This window comes from Pseudoalteromonas sp. NZS127 (genome assembly GCF_015864805.1).
In the GTDB taxonomy this organism is placed as follows: Bacteria; Pseudomonadota; Gammaproteobacteria; order Enterobacterales; family Alteromonadaceae; genus Pseudoalteromonas; species Pseudoalteromonas nigrifaciens.
In genome coordinates, this window is the sequence record NZ_JADYWN010000001.1 from 258,885 (window position 1) to 280,102 (window position 21,218).

17 protein-coding genes are annotated in these 21,218 nt (G+C 41.4%); all 17 read right to left on the reverse strand.

Annotated features, from left to right (window positions below; genetic code table 11):
* Positions 1–15 precede the first annotated feature (15 nt).
* The 17 genes from I6E78_RS01235 to rng all read right to left on the reverse strand — a co-directional run bounded on the left by I6E78_RS01235 (position 16) and on the right by rng (position 21,217).
* A complete protein-coding gene (locus tag I6E78_RS01235; RefSeq protein WP_011329305.1) occupies positions 16–915 on the reverse strand; it encodes a Dyp-type peroxidase in 900 nt (299 codons plus the stop codon).
* A gap of 50 nt (positions 916–965) precedes the next feature.
* A complete protein-coding gene (locus tag I6E78_RS01240; protein WP_197181819.1) occupies positions 966–2,015 on the reverse strand; it encodes an ABC transporter ATP-binding protein in 1,050 nt (349 codons plus the stop codon).
* Positions 2,016–3,647 carry an ABC transporter permease gene (locus I6E78_RS01245; RefSeq protein WP_011329307.1) on the reverse strand — a complete coding sequence of 544 codons (1,632 nt, stop codon included), beginning with the start codon at positions 3,645–3,647 and terminating at the stop codon, positions 2,016–2,018.
* Positions 3,648–4,652 (reverse strand): Fe(3+) ABC transporter substrate-binding protein, encoded by a 1,005-nt coding sequence (locus I6E78_RS01250; protein ID WP_011329308.1) that lies wholly within the window; start codon positions 4,650–4,652, stop codon positions 3,648–3,650. It abuts the gene before it with no gap.
* Positions 4,653–5,379: 727 nt separating this feature from the next.
* A complete protein-coding gene (locus I6E78_RS01255; protein WP_182683885.1) occupies positions 5,380–6,807 on the reverse strand; it encodes an NAD-dependent succinate-semialdehyde dehydrogenase in 1,428 nt (475 codons plus the stop codon).
* 236 nt (positions 6,808–7,043) lie between these two features.
* On the reverse strand, positions 7,044–7,382 hold the full coding sequence (gene fdx, locus I6E78_RS01260; RefSeq protein ID WP_011329311.1) for an ISC system 2Fe-2S type ferredoxin: 339 nt from the start codon (positions 7,380–7,382) through the stop codon (positions 7,044–7,046).
* A gap of 11 nt (positions 7,383–7,393) precedes the next feature.
* Positions 7,394–9,256, reverse strand: coding sequence for a Fe-S protein assembly chaperone HscA (hscA, locus tag I6E78_RS01265; RefSeq protein ID WP_011329312.1), 1,863 nt, complete (start codon positions 9,254–9,256; stop codon positions 7,394–7,396).
* A gap of 52 nt (positions 9,257–9,308) precedes the next feature.
* Positions 9,309–9,836, reverse strand: coding sequence for a co-chaperone HscB (gene hscB, locus I6E78_RS01270; protein WP_041454584.1), 528 nt, complete (start codon positions 9,834–9,836; stop codon positions 9,309–9,311).
* A 112-nt stretch (positions 9,837–9,948) separates the two neighbouring features.
* Complete coding sequence (iscA, locus tag I6E78_RS01275) at positions 9,949–10,272, reverse strand: iron-sulfur cluster assembly protein IscA (protein ID WP_197181820.1); 324 nt, start codon at positions 10,270–10,272, stop codon at positions 9,949–9,951.
* Positions 10,273–10,281: 9 nt separating this feature from the next.
* Entirely contained in the window at positions 10,282–10,665 is a 384-nt protein-coding gene (gene iscU, locus I6E78_RS01280) for a Fe-S cluster assembly scaffold IscU (protein ID WP_011329315.1), read from the reverse strand.
* A 43-nt stretch (positions 10,666–10,708) separates the two neighbouring features.
* On the reverse strand, positions 10,709–11,926 hold the full coding sequence (locus tag I6E78_RS01285) for an IscS subfamily cysteine desulfurase (protein WP_011329316.1): 1,218 nt from the start codon (positions 11,924–11,926) through the stop codon (positions 10,709–10,711).
* 24 nt (positions 11,927–11,950) lie between these two features.
* Entirely contained in the window at positions 11,951–12,442 is a 492-nt protein-coding gene (gene iscR, locus I6E78_RS01290) for a Fe-S cluster assembly transcriptional regulator IscR (RefSeq protein ID WP_011329317.1), read from the reverse strand.
* Between the two features lie 207 nt (positions 12,443–12,649).
* A complete protein-coding gene (gene trmJ, locus I6E78_RS01295; protein WP_011329318.1) occupies positions 12,650–13,375 on the reverse strand; it encodes a tRNA (cytosine(32)/uridine(32)-2'-O)-methyltransferase TrmJ in 726 nt (241 codons plus the stop codon).
* Between the two features lie 230 nt (positions 13,376–13,605).
* Positions 13,606–15,045, reverse strand: a complete 1,440-nt coding sequence (gene tldD / locus I6E78_RS01300) for a metalloprotease TldD (protein ID WP_011329320.1) — start codon at positions 15,043–15,045, stop codon at positions 13,606–13,608.
* The gene (locus I6E78_RS01305) at positions 15,042–15,869 is read right to left on the reverse strand and encodes a carbon-nitrogen hydrolase family protein (protein WP_192531540.1); all 828 of its coding nucleotides are present in this window, start codon (positions 15,867–15,869) and stop codon (positions 15,042–15,044) included. The genes tldD and I6E78_RS01305 overlap by 4 nt, the downstream gene beginning before the upstream one ends.
* Before the next feature lie 24 nt (positions 15,870–15,893).
* Positions 15,894–19,745, reverse strand: a complete 3,852-nt coding sequence (locus I6E78_RS01310; protein ID WP_197181821.1) for a YhdP family protein — start codon at positions 19,743–19,745, stop codon at positions 15,894–15,896.
* On the reverse strand, positions 19,745–21,217 hold the full coding sequence (gene rng, locus I6E78_RS01315) for a ribonuclease G (RefSeq protein ID WP_011329323.1): 1,473 nt from the start codon (positions 21,215–21,217) through the stop codon (positions 19,745–19,747). Before rng ends, I6E78_RS01310 begins: the two co-directional genes overlap by 1 nt.
* Position 21,218: the final 1 nt, after the last annotated feature.

Genomic DNA, 21,218 nt, shown 5'->3' on the forward strand with positions numbered 1-21,218 from the left:
TATTTAAAACATGCGTTATAACTGTTTTAAAAACCCAACTGACGGTGCAAAAAACGCAGACCCCATATCGGCTTGAGTAAAATCAAGCCAATGATCATAGCACTCCCCCTCACCTAAACGACTTTTTAATACCTGTTCAAATGCGGTTCCACTGGCCGAGCAAGTAATTGACAGCATTCCTTGCTCGTAAACATCGCCATAAGGCATGCCTTGATTAAGTAATATTGGCTGGCCTTGCTCATCTTTTAATTCACTGCGTTGTGCATGGCTGGTTTCAAGCGCTGGGGCTATAAGAGTGTTATCTAAGCGAGTGCGACCTATTATTTGCTCTTGCTCATCTAGCGATAGATGCTGCCATACGCTTAGATCGTGCTTATAACGTTGCACATGAATATAACTGCCTTGATCCTCAAAGCTACCTGGTTTATTTATTAACGCCGTTGCCCGCTTTTGTCGGCCATGCGGCATTTTGCCACCATAAATAAAACCATTGAAATCGCGACCATCTAAAAATCTAAAATTACGAATTTGTTCCACCAGCTCTACATCTGGTGCAAATAACTTTAAAATTTGCAGTGCAAATAAATGATTAACGTCTTCGCGGTCTGAACGTATTTGCACAAACAAATCACACGGCTGCACGCTCATTGCGTGTTCATTATGATTTATATTAGGAAAGCTTTGTAGTTCACTGGGGATATACTCTGGCAAAATATGCGGCCAATACTGTGCACCAATAGCCACCATACAAGAAAGCATAGATTCAGAAAACTGATCGCTAAACTCTTCCTCAATAGCGCTTACTTGCTTGAGCTTTGTACGTAATGACTCATCTTGGCCATCAAACACATTAAAAAATAAATGCAAACCGTGTAAGTTTGCTTCAGCACAAATCCCTGATTGCGCTTGTGCCATTGATATTCCTTAGCTTATAAATAGATAAACACAGCGAATAACAAATTAATTTATGATTCGAAAAAATTCACCGTGTGAGGTTTTATTTTTATTATAACCTGCTCATTTTGAACAAATGACTGGCCATATTGCGCTGCAACTTCTATTTCTTGTTGTGCAATAACTACAGTGTAAACATAAGCCGAACCAATAAAACGACTGCTTAATATGGTGGCGCGTTCACTATGGCTATCTTTTTTATTGTCGCTCATTAGCTCTATTTGATGAGGACGCACATATATTTTTCCTATATTAGCCTGATGCTGGTGCGCAATAACCGACTCAACTAGGCCAAAAGCGGTTTTATATTCAGTTGCTGTTAACACTTCTGCGCTTAAGTATATGCCCTGACCCAGAAACTCTGCAACCTCCTTTGAGCTTGGTTTAGCAAAAAGCTGTTCTGGGGTGCCCTGCTGAGCTATTTTACCCTGGTGCATAATAGCCAGCGTGTCTGCAAATGCAAAAGCCTCTTCCTTTGAGTGGGTAACAAATACTGCCGACACTTGTTGAGTTTTAATTATGCGGCGAATATCGGCAATTAATTCAAAGCGTACTTGAGTGTCTATATTCGAAAACGGCTCATCAAGTAATAGTAAACTTGGTTTGTAAGCAAGTGCACGCGCAATCGCCACCCGCTGTTGTTGCCCACCCGATAACTGATGCGGATACCTGTCGGCGCAGCCAACTAAATGCACCAGCTTAAGCATTTCATCAACGCGCTGTTGCTTTTGCTCTTTACTCATTTTATTTAAGCCAAAAGCAATATTATGTGCCACGGTTAAATGCGGGAATAACGCATAATCTTGAAACATCATGCCAATATTACGATGCTCTGGCGAGATAAATGTATTGGCGTTACTCACCAGCTTGCCATCGATAAACACGCTTCCTTGTTGCGTTTCTATTAGCCCTGCAATTGCTTTTAAGGTGGTGGTTTTGCCACAACCACTGGCACCTAACAAACACACTATTTCGTTTTTACCTATGGTTAAATTTAGCTCGTGAATAACCTTAGTACCGTTATATTGATAGCTCACGCCTTGTAAAATCAAACTACTCATTTAACTACGTTGCTCCATAGAACGGTTAATAAAATACAAAGGGATAAATCCAACCAGCACAATAAATAATGCCGATATAGAAGCCAGCTCTAATTGCTCATCACTCACATACTGAAACACATGCGTAGCTAAGCTTTCAAAATTAAACGGCCTAAGTAACAAAGCCGTAGGTAGCTCTTTCATGCATTCAATAAACACCAGCAAAGCCGCAGTAAGCAACCCGCGTCTAAGTAGGGGTAAATGCACCAAACGTAACGTATGGCCTTGGCTTTTGCCCATAGATTGGCTTGCCATATCGAGAGAGGGGCTAATGCGTAAAAAGCTCGACTCAATCGCGCCATGTGCTACTGCGTAAAAACGCACTACATAAGCAAAAATAATGGTAAATACACTGCCAGTGAGTAACAAGCCTATATTTAAGTCGTATGGCTCAAGCACACGGTTTACCGTATTTTCTAACAGCGTAAGCGGTAATAGCACCGCAATAGCCAGTACTGTTCCTGGTAAAGCGTAGCCGGTGCTAGCTAATCGCCCCGGAATAAGTGGATAATTTTGCTTGGCTATACGTTGATAAAACACCACTAATACACTAAGTAACAGCGTTACTACGCTTACTACTATAGCTACCTTTAAACTTTGCCACGCATAGCTAAAAAACTCACTACTCCATGCTTGATCAAAATAAACAATGGCGTACTTTATTAACACTGCGATAGGTATAACAAAGGCAACAATTAAAATCACACTGCAAAATAGCGTTGCCAGCCAAGCCGACTTGCCTTTTAATATATAAAGCGCTTCACTATTTATACCCGACTGACGCTCAAACACCGCTTGATTACGGCGACTAAAGCGCTCCGCCATTAAGGCTAAAAACAATAGTAATAACATCACGCCCGATATTTTAGCTGCAGCGGTTAACGAGTAATAACCAAACCAAGTATCGTATACGGCAGTGGTTAAGGTGCTTACAGCAAAGTAGCTTACTGTGGCAAAGTCAGCCATGGTTTCCATACTAATTAGCGCTAGCGCAGCTACAATTGCGCCGCGCGATAACACTAAGCTCACCCTAAAAAAGCTCTGCCACGACGACAGCCCCATTAACTGGCTAGCCTGTACTAACTTAAAAGACTGCTCACGCAAGGCTGTTTTAAAAATTAAATATAAATAGGGATAAAGCACCAGTGCAAGCATTACTATAGCGCCGGGCAAAGTGCGTATATCAAAAAACCAGTAATCATCCGGCGATTGCCACCCAAACCAGTCTCTGAGAGTATTTTGTACTGGGCCTGCGTAATCAAGCAAGTCGGTATAAACATAGGCAATAATATAAGTAGGCATAGCCAGTGGCAGCATTAACGCCCATTCAAACTGTTTTTTACCCGGGAACTGGCAATAAGCGGTTAGCCAGCCAAGTGGTAAGGCAATAGCACAGCTTAGTACACACACACCTAAAATAAGTAATACGGTATTAGAAATGTAATCCCACAGCACTGTATCCCAAAGATGCGAAAACACCTCTGAGTTACCTTGTAGAGATTCAAATAGCAGAAAAAACAATGGGGTCGACAGTAATAATCCTGTCGACCATGCAAAAAGCTGCCATTTAGACAGCTGAAATTTATAAGTCATTTAAAGATCGAATTTCACCTCATCAATTAGCCTTAACGCTAACGGACGATATTTACTAATTTCATCAAGTGGTAAGCTATCTTCTTTAAAGCTTCCCCAAGATGCAACTAAACTTGATAATTCTACGCCTGGCTTAACCGGATATTCCATATTAATTGAAGCGTACATGTTTTGCGCTTTATTGTCGGTCATATACTCTAGGAGTTTCAAGGCATTTTCAGGGTTTTTAGCGTATTTTGTAATAACTGCACCCGACACATTTATATGCGAGCCGCGATTGATTTGGTTCGGAAAGTTAATATTTACCGCTTGTGCCCATTCTTTTTGGGTTTCATCTTGCAGCATTTTACCTAAATAGTAACTATTGCCAAATGCAAGATCGCACAAGCCTTCTTTCACTGCTTTTACTTGCGCTCTATCGTTACCTTGTGGTTTACGCGCTAAATTTGCTTTAACCCCCTCAAGCCATACTTTGGTATCTGCTTCACCATGGTGTGCAATCATTGATGCAACTAAACCCAAATTATACGGATGTTTACCAGAGCGAGTACATATTTGCCCTTTATATTTTGGATCTGCCAAATCTTCATAAGTCAGCTCAGGTAGCGCGCCCACACGCTCTTTTGACGAGTAAACATTACGTACTCGCTTAGTAAGTGCCACCCACTGGCCGTCGCCATCACGAAATGCCGCAGGCACATTGTTATTAATTGCTTCGCTACTAATAGTTTGCGTTAAATCTAAATCTTCAAGTTGGATTAAGGCGCTAAAATTAGACGTTAATACTAAATCGGCTTTGCTGTGTTTACCTTCGCGCTTAACGCGCTCTATTAAGCCTTTATTAGCAAACACTACATTTGTTTTAATACCAGTTTGTTTGGTAAAGTCATCTAAAATTGGTTTTATTAAAAAAGGCTGTCGAAAAGAATAAATATTAACGGACTCAGTTGCAAAAACGGGTGCCGACACAGCCAAACCAACTACAATTGCGAATACTTTTTTCATATTTCCCACCTGAATAATAACTATTATCAATAATTCTACCGTGCCTTACCCAAAAGTGCACACTTTATATAATCTGATCCTGTTAAAATCGCTAAAATAGAAAACCAACGTAAGACATATCCTACAAACGTGACAGCCAATGATGAAAACACAACATGAAAAACCATAACAAACAAAGTAACCAATTGTTTTAATTAAAGTAAATTATTTTAACTATTACGACTATAGCAATTAATTAGCAACCTATACTTCTTTAAAATATCGTACCGCCTATAATTAACTTAACAACCAAGCAGTGATGCTTAACGAGTAAATGGAAACGGACAACTTACTCGACCAACCAATGATTTAGGTTACTAATACAAAACGGATTTTAGGACAGGCTCTAGGAGAGCAGCACAATGGAATGTCTTAAAGGATAGCATCTGGATGATGCGTAAAGGATAGCAACAAAGGATTTACGTTGTTTTACAGGATGTTGAGGAAATAAAGGATACAGGCAGGAGCGCCTACATTACATAGAACTAAAAAGTAATATTGTAATAACAAGGATTTGTAAGAATTTGGAGTTGATTAAGTTCAATTGCAGGATGCAGAAAATTAGAAGATTCCGCAAGCGCGCCTAGAGATAGAGCGCGCTTTTCTTTGCCTAAAATAAATTGCTCAATGTATTTGTACAGCGCCTTGAAGTTGTTTTACTGCAAGCCGCCAAGAGCATATAAACGGTTTAAATTTTAATACACACGTATTTTTCTTCTAGGTACTCATTTAACCCTTGGTGCCCCCCTTCACGGCCAAGGCCCGATTGCTTAACACCACCAAATGGCGCTACAGGGTTAGAAATAACACCTTCGTTTACACCAATCATGCCAAACTCAAGACCTTCGCTAATGCGATAAACCTGCTTAATATTTTGGCTGTAAAAATAAGCGGCTAAGCCGTAAGGTACGTCGTTTGCTAGAGTAAGTACTTCGCTTTCATCATCAAAAGGAATAATTGTTAATACTGGACCAAATACTTCTTCATGGTAAATATCCATGTCGGTAGTGACGTTATTTACAATCAACGGGTTTTGAAAGCTGCCACCTAAATCACTGTTATCACCAATCAATACTGCCCCTTTATCTAGTGCGTCTTGTACTAGCTGCTGTACTTTTTCTTTTGCCTTAGGGTAAATAAGCGGGCCGATATCAACATCTGCTGTAAAGCCATTACCGACTTTTAAAGCAGCCACCTTAGGGGTTAGTTTATTTAGTACCGCATCAATAATATTACGCTGAATAAAGATACGGTTTGCAGCAACACAAGCTTGCCCACTATTTCTAAACTTAGCAGCCATTAACCCCTCAATAGCTGCATCGAGGTCAGCATTATCAAAAATAATGAAAGGTGCGTTTCCTCCAAGCTCCATAGAAGTGCGCTTAATAGTACCTGCGCATTGCGCTAATAACTGCTTGCCTACACCCGTTGATCCGGTAAAAGTAAACTTACGCACTATCTCAGAGTCGGTTAGTATTTTTCCTACTTTTTTAGCATTTTGCGATACTAAGACGTTAAATGCCCCTTTTTCAAACCCTGCTTGATCGGCTAAATAGGCAAGTGCAATAGCGCATAATGGGGTGTGCTCTGAAGGTTTTAATATAAAACTACAACCGGCTGCATAGGCGGGGGCAACTTTACGCGTAATCATAGCAACAGGAAAATTCCATGGCGTGATCCCTGCAACAACTCCTACAGCCTGCTTAAAGCTGGTTAACCTATGGGTGTTGTCGGTAGCAGGTATAACATCGCCATAGCTGCGCTTAGCTTCCTCGGCAAACCATTTTATAAAGCCTGCGCCGTAATCTATTTCGCCCAATGCTTCTTTAAGTGGTTTACCTTGCTCTTTGGTCATTAACTCTGCAAGCGTTTGCTTGTGTTTTATAACTAGCTCATACCAGCGCATCAAGGTTTCGCTTCGCTGCGTAGCATTGGTTGCTTTTAATTTAACAAATGCGCTTTGAGCTGCAACAATTGCATTATTCACACCCTGCTCATCAATATCGCTTACATCAACAATGCTTTTTTCGGTAGCAGGATCATCAACACTAAAGTGTGTGTCTGTTTTATAAAATTCACCATTAATAAACGAGTCAGAAAAAATAAGATTACTCAAAATAAACCTCCAAATTACGTTTAAGGTGTTAGCTTTTAATGCGTGCCATAGAGCCAAGGCTAACTTTTTATATAAATCTGCGCGAGGTAAACTCCCGCCTACGGGTAACACTATGTAGATACAAGTCGGGGTTTTATGCCGCGCTTTGTGTGCGCGAGGTAAACTCCCGCCTACGGTTTGCAAACAAAAAAGCCGCTGTATTAAACAGCGGCTTTTATTATATTAATCGTTAAAAGCTAGTGCTCTTCATTAACTATATTAACGTTATACTTAGGTATTTCAACTACTAGGTCTTCATCTCTAATAATAGCTTGGCAACCTAAGCGCGACTCTGGCTCTAAGCCCCATGCTTTATCAAGCATATCGTCTTCTAACTCGTCGCTTTCTTCTAGCGAATCAAAGCCTTCGCGGATCACTAAGTGGCACGTGGTACACGCACATGACTTTTCACATGCGTGAGCAATGCTAATGCCATTTTTAAGGGCGACATCAAGAACCGTTTGACCACTAGGTGCTTCAATTGCAGCGCCATCTGGACACAATTCTGGATGGGGAAGAAAAATAATTTGTGGCATTCTAATCTCTCTTAAATATTGTCTACTGACTGCCCAGTAAGAACTTTTTTAATTGATGCATCCATTCTGCGTGCGGCAAAATCGCTGCTGGCGTTATCCATTTTTTCAATCGCGGTTTTAATCTCGTTTGGTTGCTGCGCATTCTCACGCACTTTTACCAACTCTGCAATTTCAGCTCGTAAATATGCTAGTTGCGCTTCGTCAAGTAAACCACTGTCACTCGCAAGTGATGCCTCTAGTGCTTCAATTACACGTAGTGCTTCTACTTGTTGCTCTTTGAGCATACGCGCTTGCATATCGCCTTTAGCGTTGCTCATTGACTCTTTTAGCATATTAGATACTTGGTCGTCTGATAAACCAAATGACGGTTTAACTTGAATATCTGCTTGTACGCCTGTCGATTTTTCCATTGCCGATACGCTAAGTAAACCATCGGCGTCTACTTTAAACGTAACCCGAATATGTGCAGCACCCGCAGTCATTGGCGGAATACCTTTTAAACTAAACTTAGCAAGAGAGCGACAATCGTCTACCAATTCGCGCTCACCTTGTAGTACGTGCAACGACATGGCTGTTTGGCCATCTTTAAAAGTAGTAAACTCTTGGGCACGTGCTACTGGAATAGTGGTATTACGTGGAATAATTTTTTCCACCAAGCCACCCATAGTTTCAAGACCTAGCGATAGTGGTAATACATCAAGTAACAACATATCTGAATCAGGTTTATTACCTATTAACACGTCTGCTTGCAACGCAGCGCCTAACGCTACAACGCGATCGGGATCAATTGACGTTAATGCTTCTTTATTAAAAAACTCACTAACTTGGCTGCGAACTAATGGCATGCGAGTAGAGCCACCCACCATAATTACTTGCAGCACTTCTTCGTTCTCAATACCAGCATCTTTTACAGCACGGCGACAAGAACGAAGCGTTTTTTTAACGAGTGGTATCGCAAGCTCGTCAAGTTTTTCGCGGGTCACTTCAACCATGTGTTTCTCATCATCAAACTCAAGCCCAACATTAACAGTTGAGTATTGGCTTAATGCTTCTTTACAGGCTTTAGCTTTATTAATAAATAAGCGCAGCACCGCTGGAGATAAAGTGGTTACACCCGTTTGCTGCTTTAAGTAATCAACAATCAGTGAGTCAAAGTCATCGCCGCCTAGGCTTGAGTCGCCACCGGTAGCTAATACTTCAAATACACCTTGGTGCAAGCGCAAAATTGATATATCGAAGGTGCCACCGCCTAAATCGTAAACAGCAATAATACCTTCTTGACCCGAGTCTAAACCATAAGCAACAGCGGCTGCCGTTGGCTCGTTTAATAATCGCAGTACGTTAATACCTGCAAGTTCAGCGGCATCTTTTGTACTTTGGCGCTGAGCGTCATCAAAGTATGCCGGTACAGTAATAACTGCACCTAATATTTCTTGATTACCAAAGCTTTGTTCTGCACGGGCTTTTAATGCAGCTAAAATATGGCTTGATGCTTTAACTGGGCTGATTTTTCCAGCAGCTGTTTCTATGGCAAGTGCACCATCGTGCTGGCAAAATTGATACGGTAGTTGCCCATAGCTTTGTTCTATTTCTGCTTGGGTTTTACCTAAAAAGCGCTTAACTGAAATTAGCGTATTAACGGGATCTTGCGTTGCTGATTTTACAGCTTCGCTGCCTACAGTGATCCCACCCGCCTGATAACGCACTACCGAAGGAAGCATTGCTTCACCTAAGTCATCTGTTAAGGTGCGTGCTTCGCCACTTTGTACCGTGGCTACCAATGAGTTAGTTGTACCTAGGTCAATACCTATGGCTAGTTTATGTTCATGTGGTGCCGCGCTCTGCCCCGGCTCAGCAATTTGCAATAATGCCATAATATTTTTTAAACTCGCTTTACCTTGCTTTATAAATTAGCAAGTTAGGTGATTAGTCATCAAATAAACTGTCTTCAATACGCTCTAGTTCGTCACGTAGTTTATAAACAAATTTTAGTTTACGAACATTATCTGCAGCAGCTTGGTATTGCTGCTCGTCGTTACTTGCTAATTGCTGTGCAAGTTGTGCACTGTATTGTTCGTTAAGTTGCTTGATTTGCTTTTCAAAATTAGCGATTGCAGTGTCAGGATCGCTCGCTGACGTTAGCTCTTCTAACTCTTCGCGAAGTTCCATTTGCTGCATTAAAAATGCCGGATCTTGCAAGGTTTGTTGCTCAGCACGAATATCGACACCCAACTCACTTAACATATATTCGGCACGCTTTACTGGGTGCTTTAATATTTGTAGTGCGTCGTTAATTTCTGCGGCGCTTTGCACGGCCATTAATTTATCGCGACTGCTGGCGTTGGCATGGCGATCGGGGTGCACTGCACGCTGTAGCTCTAAGTAGTGCTTGTTAACTATTACTAAATCAATATTGTAGTCAACTGGTATTGCAAATAACTCAAAATAGCGCATAACTTCAACCAATAATATTCAGAAATTAATTTCAAAAATAACAAAGCCCTACGTTTATTGGCAGGGCTTGTTTTATACCCAAGTAACTTAGGTATTCAAAACACGTTTAAATTTAAACGGTAAAGCTTTCGCCACAACCACACTCGTCAGCTTGATTAGGGTTAGTAAATTTAAACCCTTCATTCAAGCCTTCTTTAGTGTAATCGAGCTGCGTGCCGTCAATGTAAACTAAGCTTTTAGCATCAACAATTAAGGTAACGCCTTTTGCTACAAATGTTTCGTCGTCGCCGTTTAGCTCGTCAACAAACTCAAGTACATAGGCAAGACCTGAACAGCCCGTCGTTTTAATGCCAACGCGCAGGCCTAAACCTTTACCGCGATTTGCTAAAAATGATTGTACGCGGTTTGCTGCCGCATCTGTCAATGTCACTGCCATGGAACTCTCTTACTTCGCTTGTTTACTTTTATAATTTGCAATTGCTGCTTGAATTGCATCTTCGGCTAAAATTGAACAGTGAATTTTCACTGGTGGTAACTCTAGCTCTGCACTTATATCAGTATTTTTAATAGTCGCTGCTTGCTCTAGTGTTTTGCCTTTAACCCACTCTGTTACCAGTGAAGATGAAGCAATTGCACTACCACAACCATACGTTTTAAATTTTGCATCTTCGATAATACCATCGGCAGATACTTTAATTTGTAACTTCATTACGTCACCACATGCTGGTGCGCCTACCATACCCGTTGCCACTGACGGATCATTTTTGTCTAAAACACCTACGTTACGTGGGTTTTCTACGTGGTCGATTACTTTATCACTGTAAGCCATAATTCTATCCTCACTACCTGCTAGGTATGTACTCGCACTATTATTAGTGGTGAGCCCATTCAACTGAATCTAAATCAATACCTTCTTGATGCATCTCCCAAAGTGGAGACATTTCACGTAGGCGACCGATAGAGTTTTTCATTAACTCAACGGTGTAATCAATCTCTTCTTCGGTGGTAAAACGACCAATACTAAAACGAATTGAGCTATGTGCTAATTCGTCGTTACGCCCTAGTGCACGTAAAACATAAGAAGGCTCTAAGCTTGCTGACGTACAGGCTGAACCTGACGATACTGCAATGTCTTTTACTGCCATTAGTAACGACTCACCTTCAACAAAGTTAAAGCTGATATTTACAATGCCTGGTACTGATTGGTCTTGTGTACCGTTAAAGTACACTTCTTCCATATCACTCATAATACCGTCAATTAAGCGCTTACGTAGGGCGCTTATATGTGCATGGTCTTTTTCGAAATCTTGCTTAGCAACTCTAAACGCTGTACCCATACCCACTAACTGATGCGTAGCAAGTGTGCCAGAGCGCATACCACGTTCGTGGCCGCCACCGTGCATTTGTGCTTCTAGGCGAGCGCGCGGTTTACGACGAACGTAAAGTGCACCAACACCTTTAGGACCATATACTTTGTGGCCTGAGAATGACATAAAATCAACTTTAAGCTGTTGTACGTCAATTAATACTTTACCTGCGCTTTGCGCTGCATCTACGTGGAACATAATTTTGCGTTCGCGACACATTTCGCCAATAGTAGCGATATCTTGAATTACACCTAGCTCGTTATTAACATGCATGATGCTTACAAGTACGGTGTCGTCACGCATAGTGTCGGCAAGTTTTTGTAAATCAAGTAGGCCGTTTTCTTCAACGTCCATATAGGTTACTTCAAAACCTTGACGCTCAAGCTCACGACACGTGTCGATTACAGCTTTGTGCTCAGTTTTAGCGGTAATAATATGCTTACCTTTCTTTTTGTAAAACTGTGCTGCGCCTTTTATTGCTAGGTTATTTGATTCAGTTGCACCCGAAGTGAAAACAATTTCACGTGGGTCTGCATTAATTAAATCAGCAACATCGGTACGTGCTTGATCAACCACTTCTTCAGCTTGCCAACCAAACCTATGTGAACGTGACGCAGGATTACCAAAATTACCGTCCATTGTCAGGCATTGCATCATTTCTTTGGCAACACGTTCGTCAACAGGCGTGGTTGCTGCGTAATCTAAATAAATCGGTAACTTCATTTCTCTCTCCGCTGCAGGTCAACCTTAAAGTTGACAGCTTACTTGAATATTTTCCAACTGCTTAATTGCATCATTAACACTGTTATCTTGGCGTAATGCGATTTCTTTCACATCAGATTTCTCTACCAATTCAGCAAGGGTAATATTATCTAAAAATTCTTCTATTCGTGCGCTTAATTCTGACCACAAATTGTGAGTTAAACAGCGCATACCACTTTGGCAACCTATATCACTTTTTTGGCAACGTGTTGCATCAACTGACTCATCTACTGCATTTATCACATCACCAACAGAAATAGCGTCCGCTTTACGCCCCAATAAATAACCACCGCCAGGGCCGCGAACAGAACTTACCAAACCGTTTTTACGTAAACGGGCAAACAACTGTTCAAGGTAAGACAAAGAAATTTCTTGTCGCTGTGAAATATCAGCAAGGGCAACAGGACCTACACCTGTGTGCAGTGCAACATCCAGCATAGCTGTAACGGCATACCTGCCTTTTGATGTTAACTTCATAACGCCCTCCGCACAAAAGAGTGCAAATTTTAATTACCAGAGTAAATTAGTCAAGTATTAAAACTTAAAACCAGTTCTTAGCTAAACACGTAATACCTGAGTGTTTTACTCAAGTATTACGTCCTATTGTAATTACCTGAGTAATTTAGTCAAGTATTAGCGCGTTATTTAATCGTAGCTTGTTATAACTAATTGCTATAACCATTATTATTTAGGTATCGACTTATTTATAGAGGTTAAAATACCACGTAAAATGTTCATTTCAGCATCTTCAGGGCGAGCACGATTAAACATACGACGTAACTTGGTCATAACCATGCCTGGGTGCTGCTTAATGATAAACCCAGTATTAAACAGTGTCTCTTCAAGATGCCCGTAAAATAACTCAGTTTGTTTTGAGCTAGGGTAAACGGTGTCATCTTCTTCGGCTATTTTAGGTTGCTGATTTAAAAACGCCATTCGCGTTTCGTAGCATAATGTCTGCACTGCCATAGCTAAATTAAGCGAGCTGTACTCTGGATTTGCCGGAATACATACATGATAATTGCAAAGCTGTAATTCATCGTTGCTCAAGCCGCTATTTTCACGACCAAACACCAAAGCTACCGGGCCATTCACAGCTTCGCTTACTAGCTTTTCACCACATTCACGTGGCTCAACCATAGGCCAAGATAGTGTGCGAGAGCGCGCACTCGTGCCAATAGTTAACGCGCAATCGGCAATTGCATCAGCAACAGTATCAACAATCACAGCATTACCTAAAACATCACTTGCTCCAGCGGCTAATGCACTGGCATGGCTGTCGATTTCACACGCTGGGTCGACTAAATAAAGCTTTGATAAGCCCATGGTTTTCATGGCGCGAGCCGCCGAGCCAATATTACCTGAGTGTGATGTGTTAACTAAAACAACGCGAATATCATCTAAGATCATTGCTGTGCTACTTTGTTTGCTGCAAAAAATTGCGCAAATTCTACCATGTAATTAAAAACACGGCTACGATAAGCGCAGCCGTGAATAGGGTTCAGCTCAAAATACAAACCATGTTTAGGTTTATATACCAGCTTATTTAAAGCACACACTTAGTGATCGCAAGCCAACACCCTTTACTTATGTCCAAACACTGCGCTGCTTTTATCTTTTATTAAATCAAATAGCAGTAATTAGGCTGTTCCGCCTACTGTTAACTTGTCTATTTTCAAACTAGGTTGACCCACCCCAACAGGGACGCTTTGGCCGTCTTTACCGCACACGCCAACGCCTTTATCAAGCGCAAGGTCGTTACCTACCATAGATATTTGCTGCATTACTTCTGGGCCGTTACCTATTAAGGTTGCGCCTTTAATTGGTTGGGTAATTTTACCGTTTTCGATTAAATAGGCTTCTGATGCGCTAAATACAAATTTACCTGACGTTATATCAACTTGTCCGCCACCAAAATTAGGCGCAAACACGCCTTTTTTAACACTACTGATAATATCTGCTTGGCTGTGCTCACCGCCTAACATGTAAGTGTTGGTCATGCGTGGCATAGGTAAATGTGCGTACGATTCACGGCGTGCGTTACCCGTTGGGCTAACGCCCATTAGGCGCGCGTTCATTTTATCTTGCATGTAGCCTTTTAAAATACCGTTTTCGATAAGTACGTTATAGGCCGCAGGTGTGCCTTCGTCGTCTACGTTAAGTGAGCCACGACGATCAGCCATAGTGCCATCATCAACCACAGTACATAGCTCAGATGCTACTTTTTGCCCTACTTTTCCGCTAAACGCCGATGCGCCTTTACGGTTAAAGTCGCCCTCTAGGCCGTGGCCTACGGCTTCGTGTAATAATACACCTGGCCAGCCATTTCCTAGCACCACTTCCATGGTTCCGGCTGGCGCATCAATAGCTTCTAGGTTTACCTTTGCTTGGCGTACTGCCTCTTCTGCAAACTCCATCCAACGTGGTTTACCCTCTACTAACTCTTTAAAATAACCATAATCTAAACGCGCACCACCACCGGCTCCACCGCGTTCACGACGACCATTTTTTTCAAGTAGTACTGAACAATTTAAACGAATAAGTGGGCGAATATCGGTGGCAAAAGTACCGTCGCTAGCGGCAATAAGTACTTCTTCGTACACGGCCGACATTGAACTTATTACTTGCTCTGCGTCGGGTGCTAGTTCACGAATATAGTTTTCAAGCTCTCGTAACAAATTTACTTTATCGGTATCGCTCATACTTGAAATTGGCTGATGCGGGGCAAACTGCTGCTTTGCAGTTACATCGCTAAATACTTGAATTGATTTATTTTCACCGGCCTCGGCAATACTACGCGCTGCAGTTGCGGCTTTATTAAGTGCTTCAAGGGTGATTGCATCTGAGTACGAAAAACCGGTTTTTTCGCCGCTTACTGCGCGTACACCTACGCCTCGTTCAACATTGTATGAACCTTCTTTTACTAAGCCGTCTTCAAGTACCCATGATTCATGGTGACTTGATTGAAAGTATAAATCAGCGTAATCCACCTTATGTTGATGAATGTAGGCGAGCGTTTTTTCGAGTTCTTCTCGATTTAGCTGGCTGTCGTGTAATAAATGCTGTTCAACCGTATTCATAATAAATGCTCTCTAAATCGTTGATGAGATTGCACTGGCATATCTCGTCGAATTTTGTGTAATTGCTTTAAATCTAACGTGGCGCTTATAAAACCTGTACCCGTGGGCAACTCACTTAATGTATCTCCCCAAGGAGACAGAACTATACTGTGGCCATAGGTTTGGCGGCCATTTTCATGTGCTCCATATTGCGCTGCAGCAATCACATAACATTGTGTTTCTATTGCACGAGCCGCCAATAAAGGTTGCCAATGGGCTTGTCCGGTCACTACCGTAAAGGCGCTAGGGACTAATATAACTTCTGCACCTTGGCGTACAAGTTGAGTATATAAAGTACTAAAACGCAGATCATAACATACTGTTAAGCCTATTTTACCAAAGGGAGAGTCGACAACAACAACTTCATTTCCTGCTTGAGTAAAGTCTGATTCTCGATAGCTGGCTGTTGAATCATCAACTGTTACATCAAATAAATGCATTTTATTGTAGCTGGCAACGAGCTCACCTTGGGCATTAAATAAGTGCGACGCGGCGTAATATTTATTGTCGTTATAAGGTTCTGGCATAGTACCAGCGCTTAACCAAATATTATGCAATTGGCACAGCTCGCTTAACTGCTGCTTATAACGCTCTGCATGCTTAGCCACTTTTAAGGTATCGTTACCCGATTTACTAAACACTAAAAAGGCTTCAGGCAAGCACACTAATAGTGGCCTTGTAGTGGGTAATTGTTGTAACTGATTAACTAGCGTTTGTATGTTTTGCTCAGGATCAACCCCTGAGCACATTTGCAGAGCAATAATTGTCGGAATTGCTTCACTCATAAGGTAGCACTCATTGGCTATTTCTCATTGGGTAACGCTCACCTCAGCGTCTTTTAGTTTAAGCTTTGTTGCTGCTTGAGGCTGATTTTGCGCCGCTTGTGGTAGCGTTACTTCACGACTTTTACGGTCAAGTTCTTGTACTTGCGGGTCGTTCATTTTACCGGTTACTTTAAAGTTTATTTCGGAAATAACGCGCGCCGAGTGAATCACTTTATCTATAGCAAGCGCAGCAAGGCCGGTAACGGGGTTAACCATCCAAGCTACTATTATAGGTATGCTGGAGGTTACTTGCGGCGCAACCGCTAGGTCGTAGTCTATTTCTAGGGTATTTAAATTAGCATAACCTTTAATGGTTAAGTCGGCTGGTACGCCATCCATTTTAGTATCTTGAGTGTAGGCAATGCCTTTATCAAGCTGCATTGTGCCTTGCATGCTGTTATAAAAAAAGCCTTTGGAAAACACATCTCTAAAATCGAGTTTTAATTTACGCACTAGTGAATCTAGGCTCAGTAACGAGAACACCCGCGCGCCACCATCACTAACCTCGGTTAAATGTCCTTCGCCTAAACGCCAATCAATATTGCCCGACAGACTTGCTACATCAAGGTTATACGGGGCTGCTTGCCATGCAAGATTATAGTTAATGGTTGCGTTTGAATCTTTAATTGCGGTGGTTAAGTCAAACTCATTAAATAATGCGCCTATATCCTCACTTTTAAGCTCACCGCTGAGTTGCGTTTGGCCATTTTGCCACTGCCCATGGGTGCGTAAAATATGATCGTTCTTATCAACCACTAACTCAGAAATAACAAGCCGCTTACCATCCCCCAATAAAGACGCGCTTACTTTACCTAACTGATACTGACTCACCTTACAGTCGCCACATTCAAATTCTATTGCGGGTAGCTGAGTAAGCCAGCTTACGTCATCGGCTGTTTCTGTGCTTGCAACTGGTTTAACGTTTGCAGGTTCAATAAAGTTAATCCTTAAATAATCGCTATTAATTCGAATCGGCTGGCTGGCTTGTGAGATAGGAATTAGCACCCCTGCACGCAACTCTTTAGCATTTAACTTTAGGTATAAATCGTTTTGGGTAGGTGCTAAGCGCATTTCAAAGTCATTAAATTGCACGTCACTAATATTAAGTTTTTCTATATTAGCAAGTACTTCATGCAGTGGTGGCATAACACTAGCTGATGCTTGCTCTGAGCCTTGCTTAGATACATTTATAATTTGCTCAATTAACTCTAGCCACGGAAGCAAATCGGTTTGTGGTAAATTAATACTAACCGCTAAATCTTTTTTATTAAGCCCTAAATCATTTTTACCGATAACAAAATGAGCATTATTAAAGTGGGTGTTGGCGTTATCTAAAATGGCGTTAAAATAAAATAGCTGCTTTATATTAGCGGTAATTAAGTTAGATATATTATCGCCTTGAATAACTGCATTGAGTGGCCATGCTTGCTCGCTGCTTTTAGCATAGTCACCCGGTAAAGTACTGCTTAAACCAATTAATGACGAGGTTACTTGCGCACGATAATCAAACCCTTGTTCGGTAAAGTTAAGCACTAAACCAATATCGGCTGCACTTTTCCCGCTAAGGTAGTTTTTTAATAACCCTTGGCCGCTCGCAATAAGAGTCTCGGCATCTAGCTGCGCTTTTATGTTTATATTGGCGCGATAATCTTGCTCAATACTTTTGCTGTCATAGTTAATATTGAGTGGCATGCCCAACCATGTTGCAGTGGCATTAGTGAGGGTTATTTCATTGTTTTTAAAATGCAGCTCGCCGTTTAAGTTATCCAGTTCAATGCCTGGAGTCGCAATATAAACAGGTAAGTCCATTAAATTTACTTTGCCGCTCACACTTGCACCATTAGCAAATTTAGAACCAATTAACAGCTCTATATCTGCACTAGCTTCGCCTTTACCTTGCACAATTTTAAAAATTTCAGCAAGCGGGCTGGCAAGTGGCGTGGCCGCAAAAAAGTCGTGCATTTTTTCAATCTCGGCTTGCTTATCTATTTTAACTACTAGCTCATCGGCATGCATTAAATCGCTAATGCTAACGCGTACACTACTGCCCACAGCTAAATTTACTAACTTGCCTTGCTGGCTATAAATATCCATGCGCTCGTTGGCAAAATGTAACTGGGCGCTGGCGTTAGTAACTGCAGGCCAGTCGGGATCAAACTGATAAGTGGCGTTATCTATTTGTGCTAACACATCAAACTGCCCAGAGCCGTCACTAAATGGAAAGCCTGTTAGCGGGCCTGCAAAAAGCACTTGTGCTTTTGACACTTCACCGCCTTTTATAGCGCCATTTAAATAGCTAACTAATTCAGGGCTCATCGCTTTTAAAGGAAAATAATGCCCAGCAATACTCGCGTCGGGTGCAAATGCTTCGGCGTATAAATCTAAACGCGGTTCGTCGCCTAAGCTAAGCTGCATTTCTGCAGCAAAGGTTACTTCATCATTATTAAACCAAATATTGTCACTACTAATGTGCCAAGCATTACTGCGCTTGGCTAAATTGAGCTCTATATTTAATTGCTCATAATCTATATTTTGGCTAAAACTATCACCGGTAATTAGGCTGTTATTTTCACCAAACAGGGTAATTCGCCCGTATTGCTGATTAACCAGAGCACTAACTCGCAGTTCTTGTGCGGCAGGTATTGCGTGCTGCTCTTGCCAGCCAATATTATCGGCTTCAAACCACAGCTGCCATTGCTCACTATTGGTATAGTCTAAGTAAGCTTGCTTTATTTGCCCACTAGGTTGGCGCTGTAAAAATGGCGTTAGGTTATTAAAGTTAGTCAGCTCGGCTAAATCGCTAAGTAGCGCTATATCAACTTGCTGTAACCAAATTTTATTTTGCTTACCCAGCAGTGCCTCAAACTCTAAACTCGGCCAGCTTTTATCATTACTATTAAACGCTAAACCCGTGCTTTTCAACCGCCAGCTTTTTTGTTCAGGAAATAAATGAAATCCCCCTTCGCTTAGGCTCAGCTGTTGTTTCTCTCCAGCCAACTCCCAACGTGCAAAACTAGGTAACCACTGTACTTTAACATCACTCACTAAACCTTGATTAAGCTCTAACCAAGCTTGTAAGTTTATGTTGCTGTGCAGTTGCTGTTTTTCGGTATTAATATATTGCGCTAACCAGTTAGATACATCTACCTCATTAGCTTGCACATACATGTCGCCTGCCATTTTTTCAATAGTATCGCCTTTGAGTGCAATTCGCGCATCAAAACTTCCCACCGAAATACCCGGTAATGCTAAGCTACCGCTACCTAAATGTTGCTTATTTTGATTTTGCCAAACAATATTCTCTAACAGTAACTTACGCTCAGTACCGTCTTCTAAAATAAAGTTAATGCTGGAGTTTTCTATTGCGAAGTGGCCTGTGTCACCCAAAAATAGCTCTTCTATTAGCTCTTTTTGCTCAAACGACACTTCGCCTTCATTTTTGGCAAATAAATTAGCTACTTTAATACTGGTATGAAAGCCATTTATTACAAAGTAGTTTGACTTTAATTGCAGCGTTTTTAAGCTTTCCCACAAGTTAAGCTCTAAGCTGGTTTTAGCTATAGTGAGTGCAATAGGTGCAGTTTGGTTGTCTTTAAATGATAGGTTTTCGAGCACTAAAGCAGGCCCGCTACCTTGCCAACTTGCTGAAATAGAGCCGATTGATAAACTAATATCAAACTTGGTATGTAGGTAGTTCTCTATATTATCTTTATAGTCGTTTGCATAAGGTAGGGTATATTTTAAAATAGAAACAGTCACGGCCAGTAACACTAAAATTATGGCACACGTTTGCCATAACTTTCTAAAACAAAAAAAACAGACCGCTTTTGCTTTCATTACATCATTACCACATCAAACTGCTCTTGGCTGTATAAACTCTCAACTTGAATATTGACCTGTTTGCCAATAAATAGTTCTAACTCGGCTAAGTTATGATATTCATCGTTTAGTAATGCTTCACATACCGCTGGCGCGGCATAAACCACAAACTTATCTGCATCGTAAGCACGATTAACCCTCACTATTTCGCGCAGTAATTCGTAGCACACTGTTTCTACTGTTTTTTGTGAACCACGACCAGAACACGCAGGACAAACATCACATAATATATGTTCTAAGCTTTCGCGGGTGCGCTTACGGGTCATTTCTACTAAACCTAATGCCGACAAGCCATTAATATTAGCTTTAGCACGATCTTTTGCTAATGCCGATTCGAGCGAATGCATTACGCGGCGTTTATGATCTTCACTTACCATATCGATAAAATCGATAATAATAATACCACCTAAATTACGCAGCCTAAGCTGACGCGCAATAGCAGAAGTTGCTTCAACATTGGTATTAAAAATAGTTTCTTCTAAATTACGATGACCAACAAATGCACCAGTATTAACATCAACCGTGGTCATCGCTTCGGTTTGATCGATAATTAAATAGCCACCCGATTTAAGGGTTACTTTACGATGCAGCGCTTTTTGTATTTCGTTTTCAACATCAAACAAATCAAAAATGGGGCGCTCACCCGGATAATATTCAAGCACTTGCGACAAAATTGGCACAAACTCTTCGGTAAATAATTTAAGCTCTTGGTAGGTTAGTTTAGAGTCAACCCTAATGCGTTCCATGTCTTCGCCCACATAGTCACGTAGCGTTCTAAAAGCAAGGGTTAAGTCTTCATGTAAGATACTGGCTTTACTGGTTTTTTTACGGCGTGACACCACTTTTTGCCACAATTTTTGTAAAAATGCAGCATCGTGCCTTAATTCGGCTTCGCTTGCGCCTTCTGCGGCGGTTCGCACAATAAAGCTGCCGTTTTCATCGCTGTATTCAGCAACGATTTTCTTTAATCTGCCACGCTCTTCTTCTGTTTCTATACGCTGGCTTACGCCAACGTGGGTGGCGTCGGGCATAAACACTAAATAGCGAGAAGGTATGGTAATGTCGGTAGTTAAACGCGCGCCTTTAGTACCCAGTGGATCCTTTACCACTTGCACCATAATATATTGCCCTTGGCGAACTAACTCACGAATATCTTGTACTTTTTTTATCGGGGTATCGTCAACACCTTCAACAATAGAGGCGCTATTTACAATATCTGAGGCGTGTAAGAATGCAGCTTTTTCAAGGCCTATATCAACAAAGGCGGCTTGCATGCCGGGTAAAACACGGCTAATTTTTCCTAAGTAAATATTACCAACAATCCCTAAATTGCCAATTCGCTCTAATTGTATTTCTTGTAGAACACCGTTTTCTATTAGGGCAACACGGCTTTCACTTGGCGTGACATTAATTAGTAATTCTATACTCATG

Bases quoted from the DNA above. Each gene is read 5' to 3' on its own strand.
- I6E78_RS01235 (WP_011329305.1), bottom strand. From the start codon at position 915: ATGGCACAAGCGCAATCAGGGATTTGTGCTGAAGCAAACTTACACGGT.
- I6E78_RS01240 (WP_197181819.1), bottom strand. From the start codon at position 2,015: ATGAGTAGTTTGATTTTACAAGGCGTGAGCTATCAATATAACGGTACT.
- I6E78_RS01245 (WP_011329307.1), bottom strand. From the start codon at position 3,647: ATGACTTATAAATTTCAGCTGTCTAAATGGCAGCTTTTTGCATGGTCG.
- I6E78_RS01250 (WP_011329308.1), bottom strand. From the start codon at position 4,652: ATGAAAAAAGTATTCGCAATTGTAGTTGGTTTGGCTGTGTCGGCACCC.
- fdx (WP_011329311.1), bottom strand. From the start codon at position 7,382: ATGCCACAAATTATTTTTCTTCCCCATCCAGAATTGTGTCCAGATGGC.
- hscA (WP_011329312.1), bottom strand. From the start codon at position 9,256: ATGGCATTATTGCAAATTGCTGAGCCGGGGCAGAGCGCGGCACCACAT.
- hscB (WP_041454584.1), bottom strand. From the start codon at position 9,836: ATGCGCTATTTTGAGTTATTTGCAATACCAGTTGACTACAATATTGAT.
- iscA (WP_197181820.1), bottom strand. From the start codon at position 10,272: ATGGCAGTGACATTGACAGATGCGGCAGCAAACCGCGTACAATCATTT.
- iscU (WP_011329315.1), bottom strand. From the start codon at position 10,665: ATGGCTTACAGTGATAAAGTAATCGACCACGTAGAAAACCCACGTAAC.
- I6E78_RS01285 (WP_011329316.1), bottom strand. From the start codon at position 11,926: ATGAAGTTACCGATTTATTTAGATTACGCAGCAACCACGCCTGTTGAC.
- iscR (WP_011329317.1), bottom strand. From the start codon at position 12,442: ATGAAGTTAACATCAAAAGGCAGGTATGCCGTTACAGCTATGCTGGAT.
- trmJ (WP_011329318.1), bottom strand. From the start codon at position 13,375: ATGATCTTAGATGATATTCGCGTTGTTTTAGTTAACACATCACACTCA.
- tldD (WP_011329320.1), bottom strand. From the start codon at position 15,045: ATGAATACGGTTGAACAGCATTTATTACACGACAGCCAGCTAAATCGA.
- I6E78_RS01305 (WP_192531540.1), bottom strand. From the start codon at position 15,869: ATGAGTGAAGCAATTCCGACAATTATTGCTCTGCAAATGTGCTCAGGG.
- I6E78_RS01310 (WP_197181821.1), bottom strand. From the start codon at position 19,745: ATGAAAGCAAAAGCGGTCTGTTTTTTTTGTTTTAGAAAGTTATGGCAA.
- rng (WP_011329323.1), bottom strand. From the start codon at position 21,217: ATGAGTATAGAATTACTAATTAATGTCACGCCAAGTGAAAGCCGTGTT.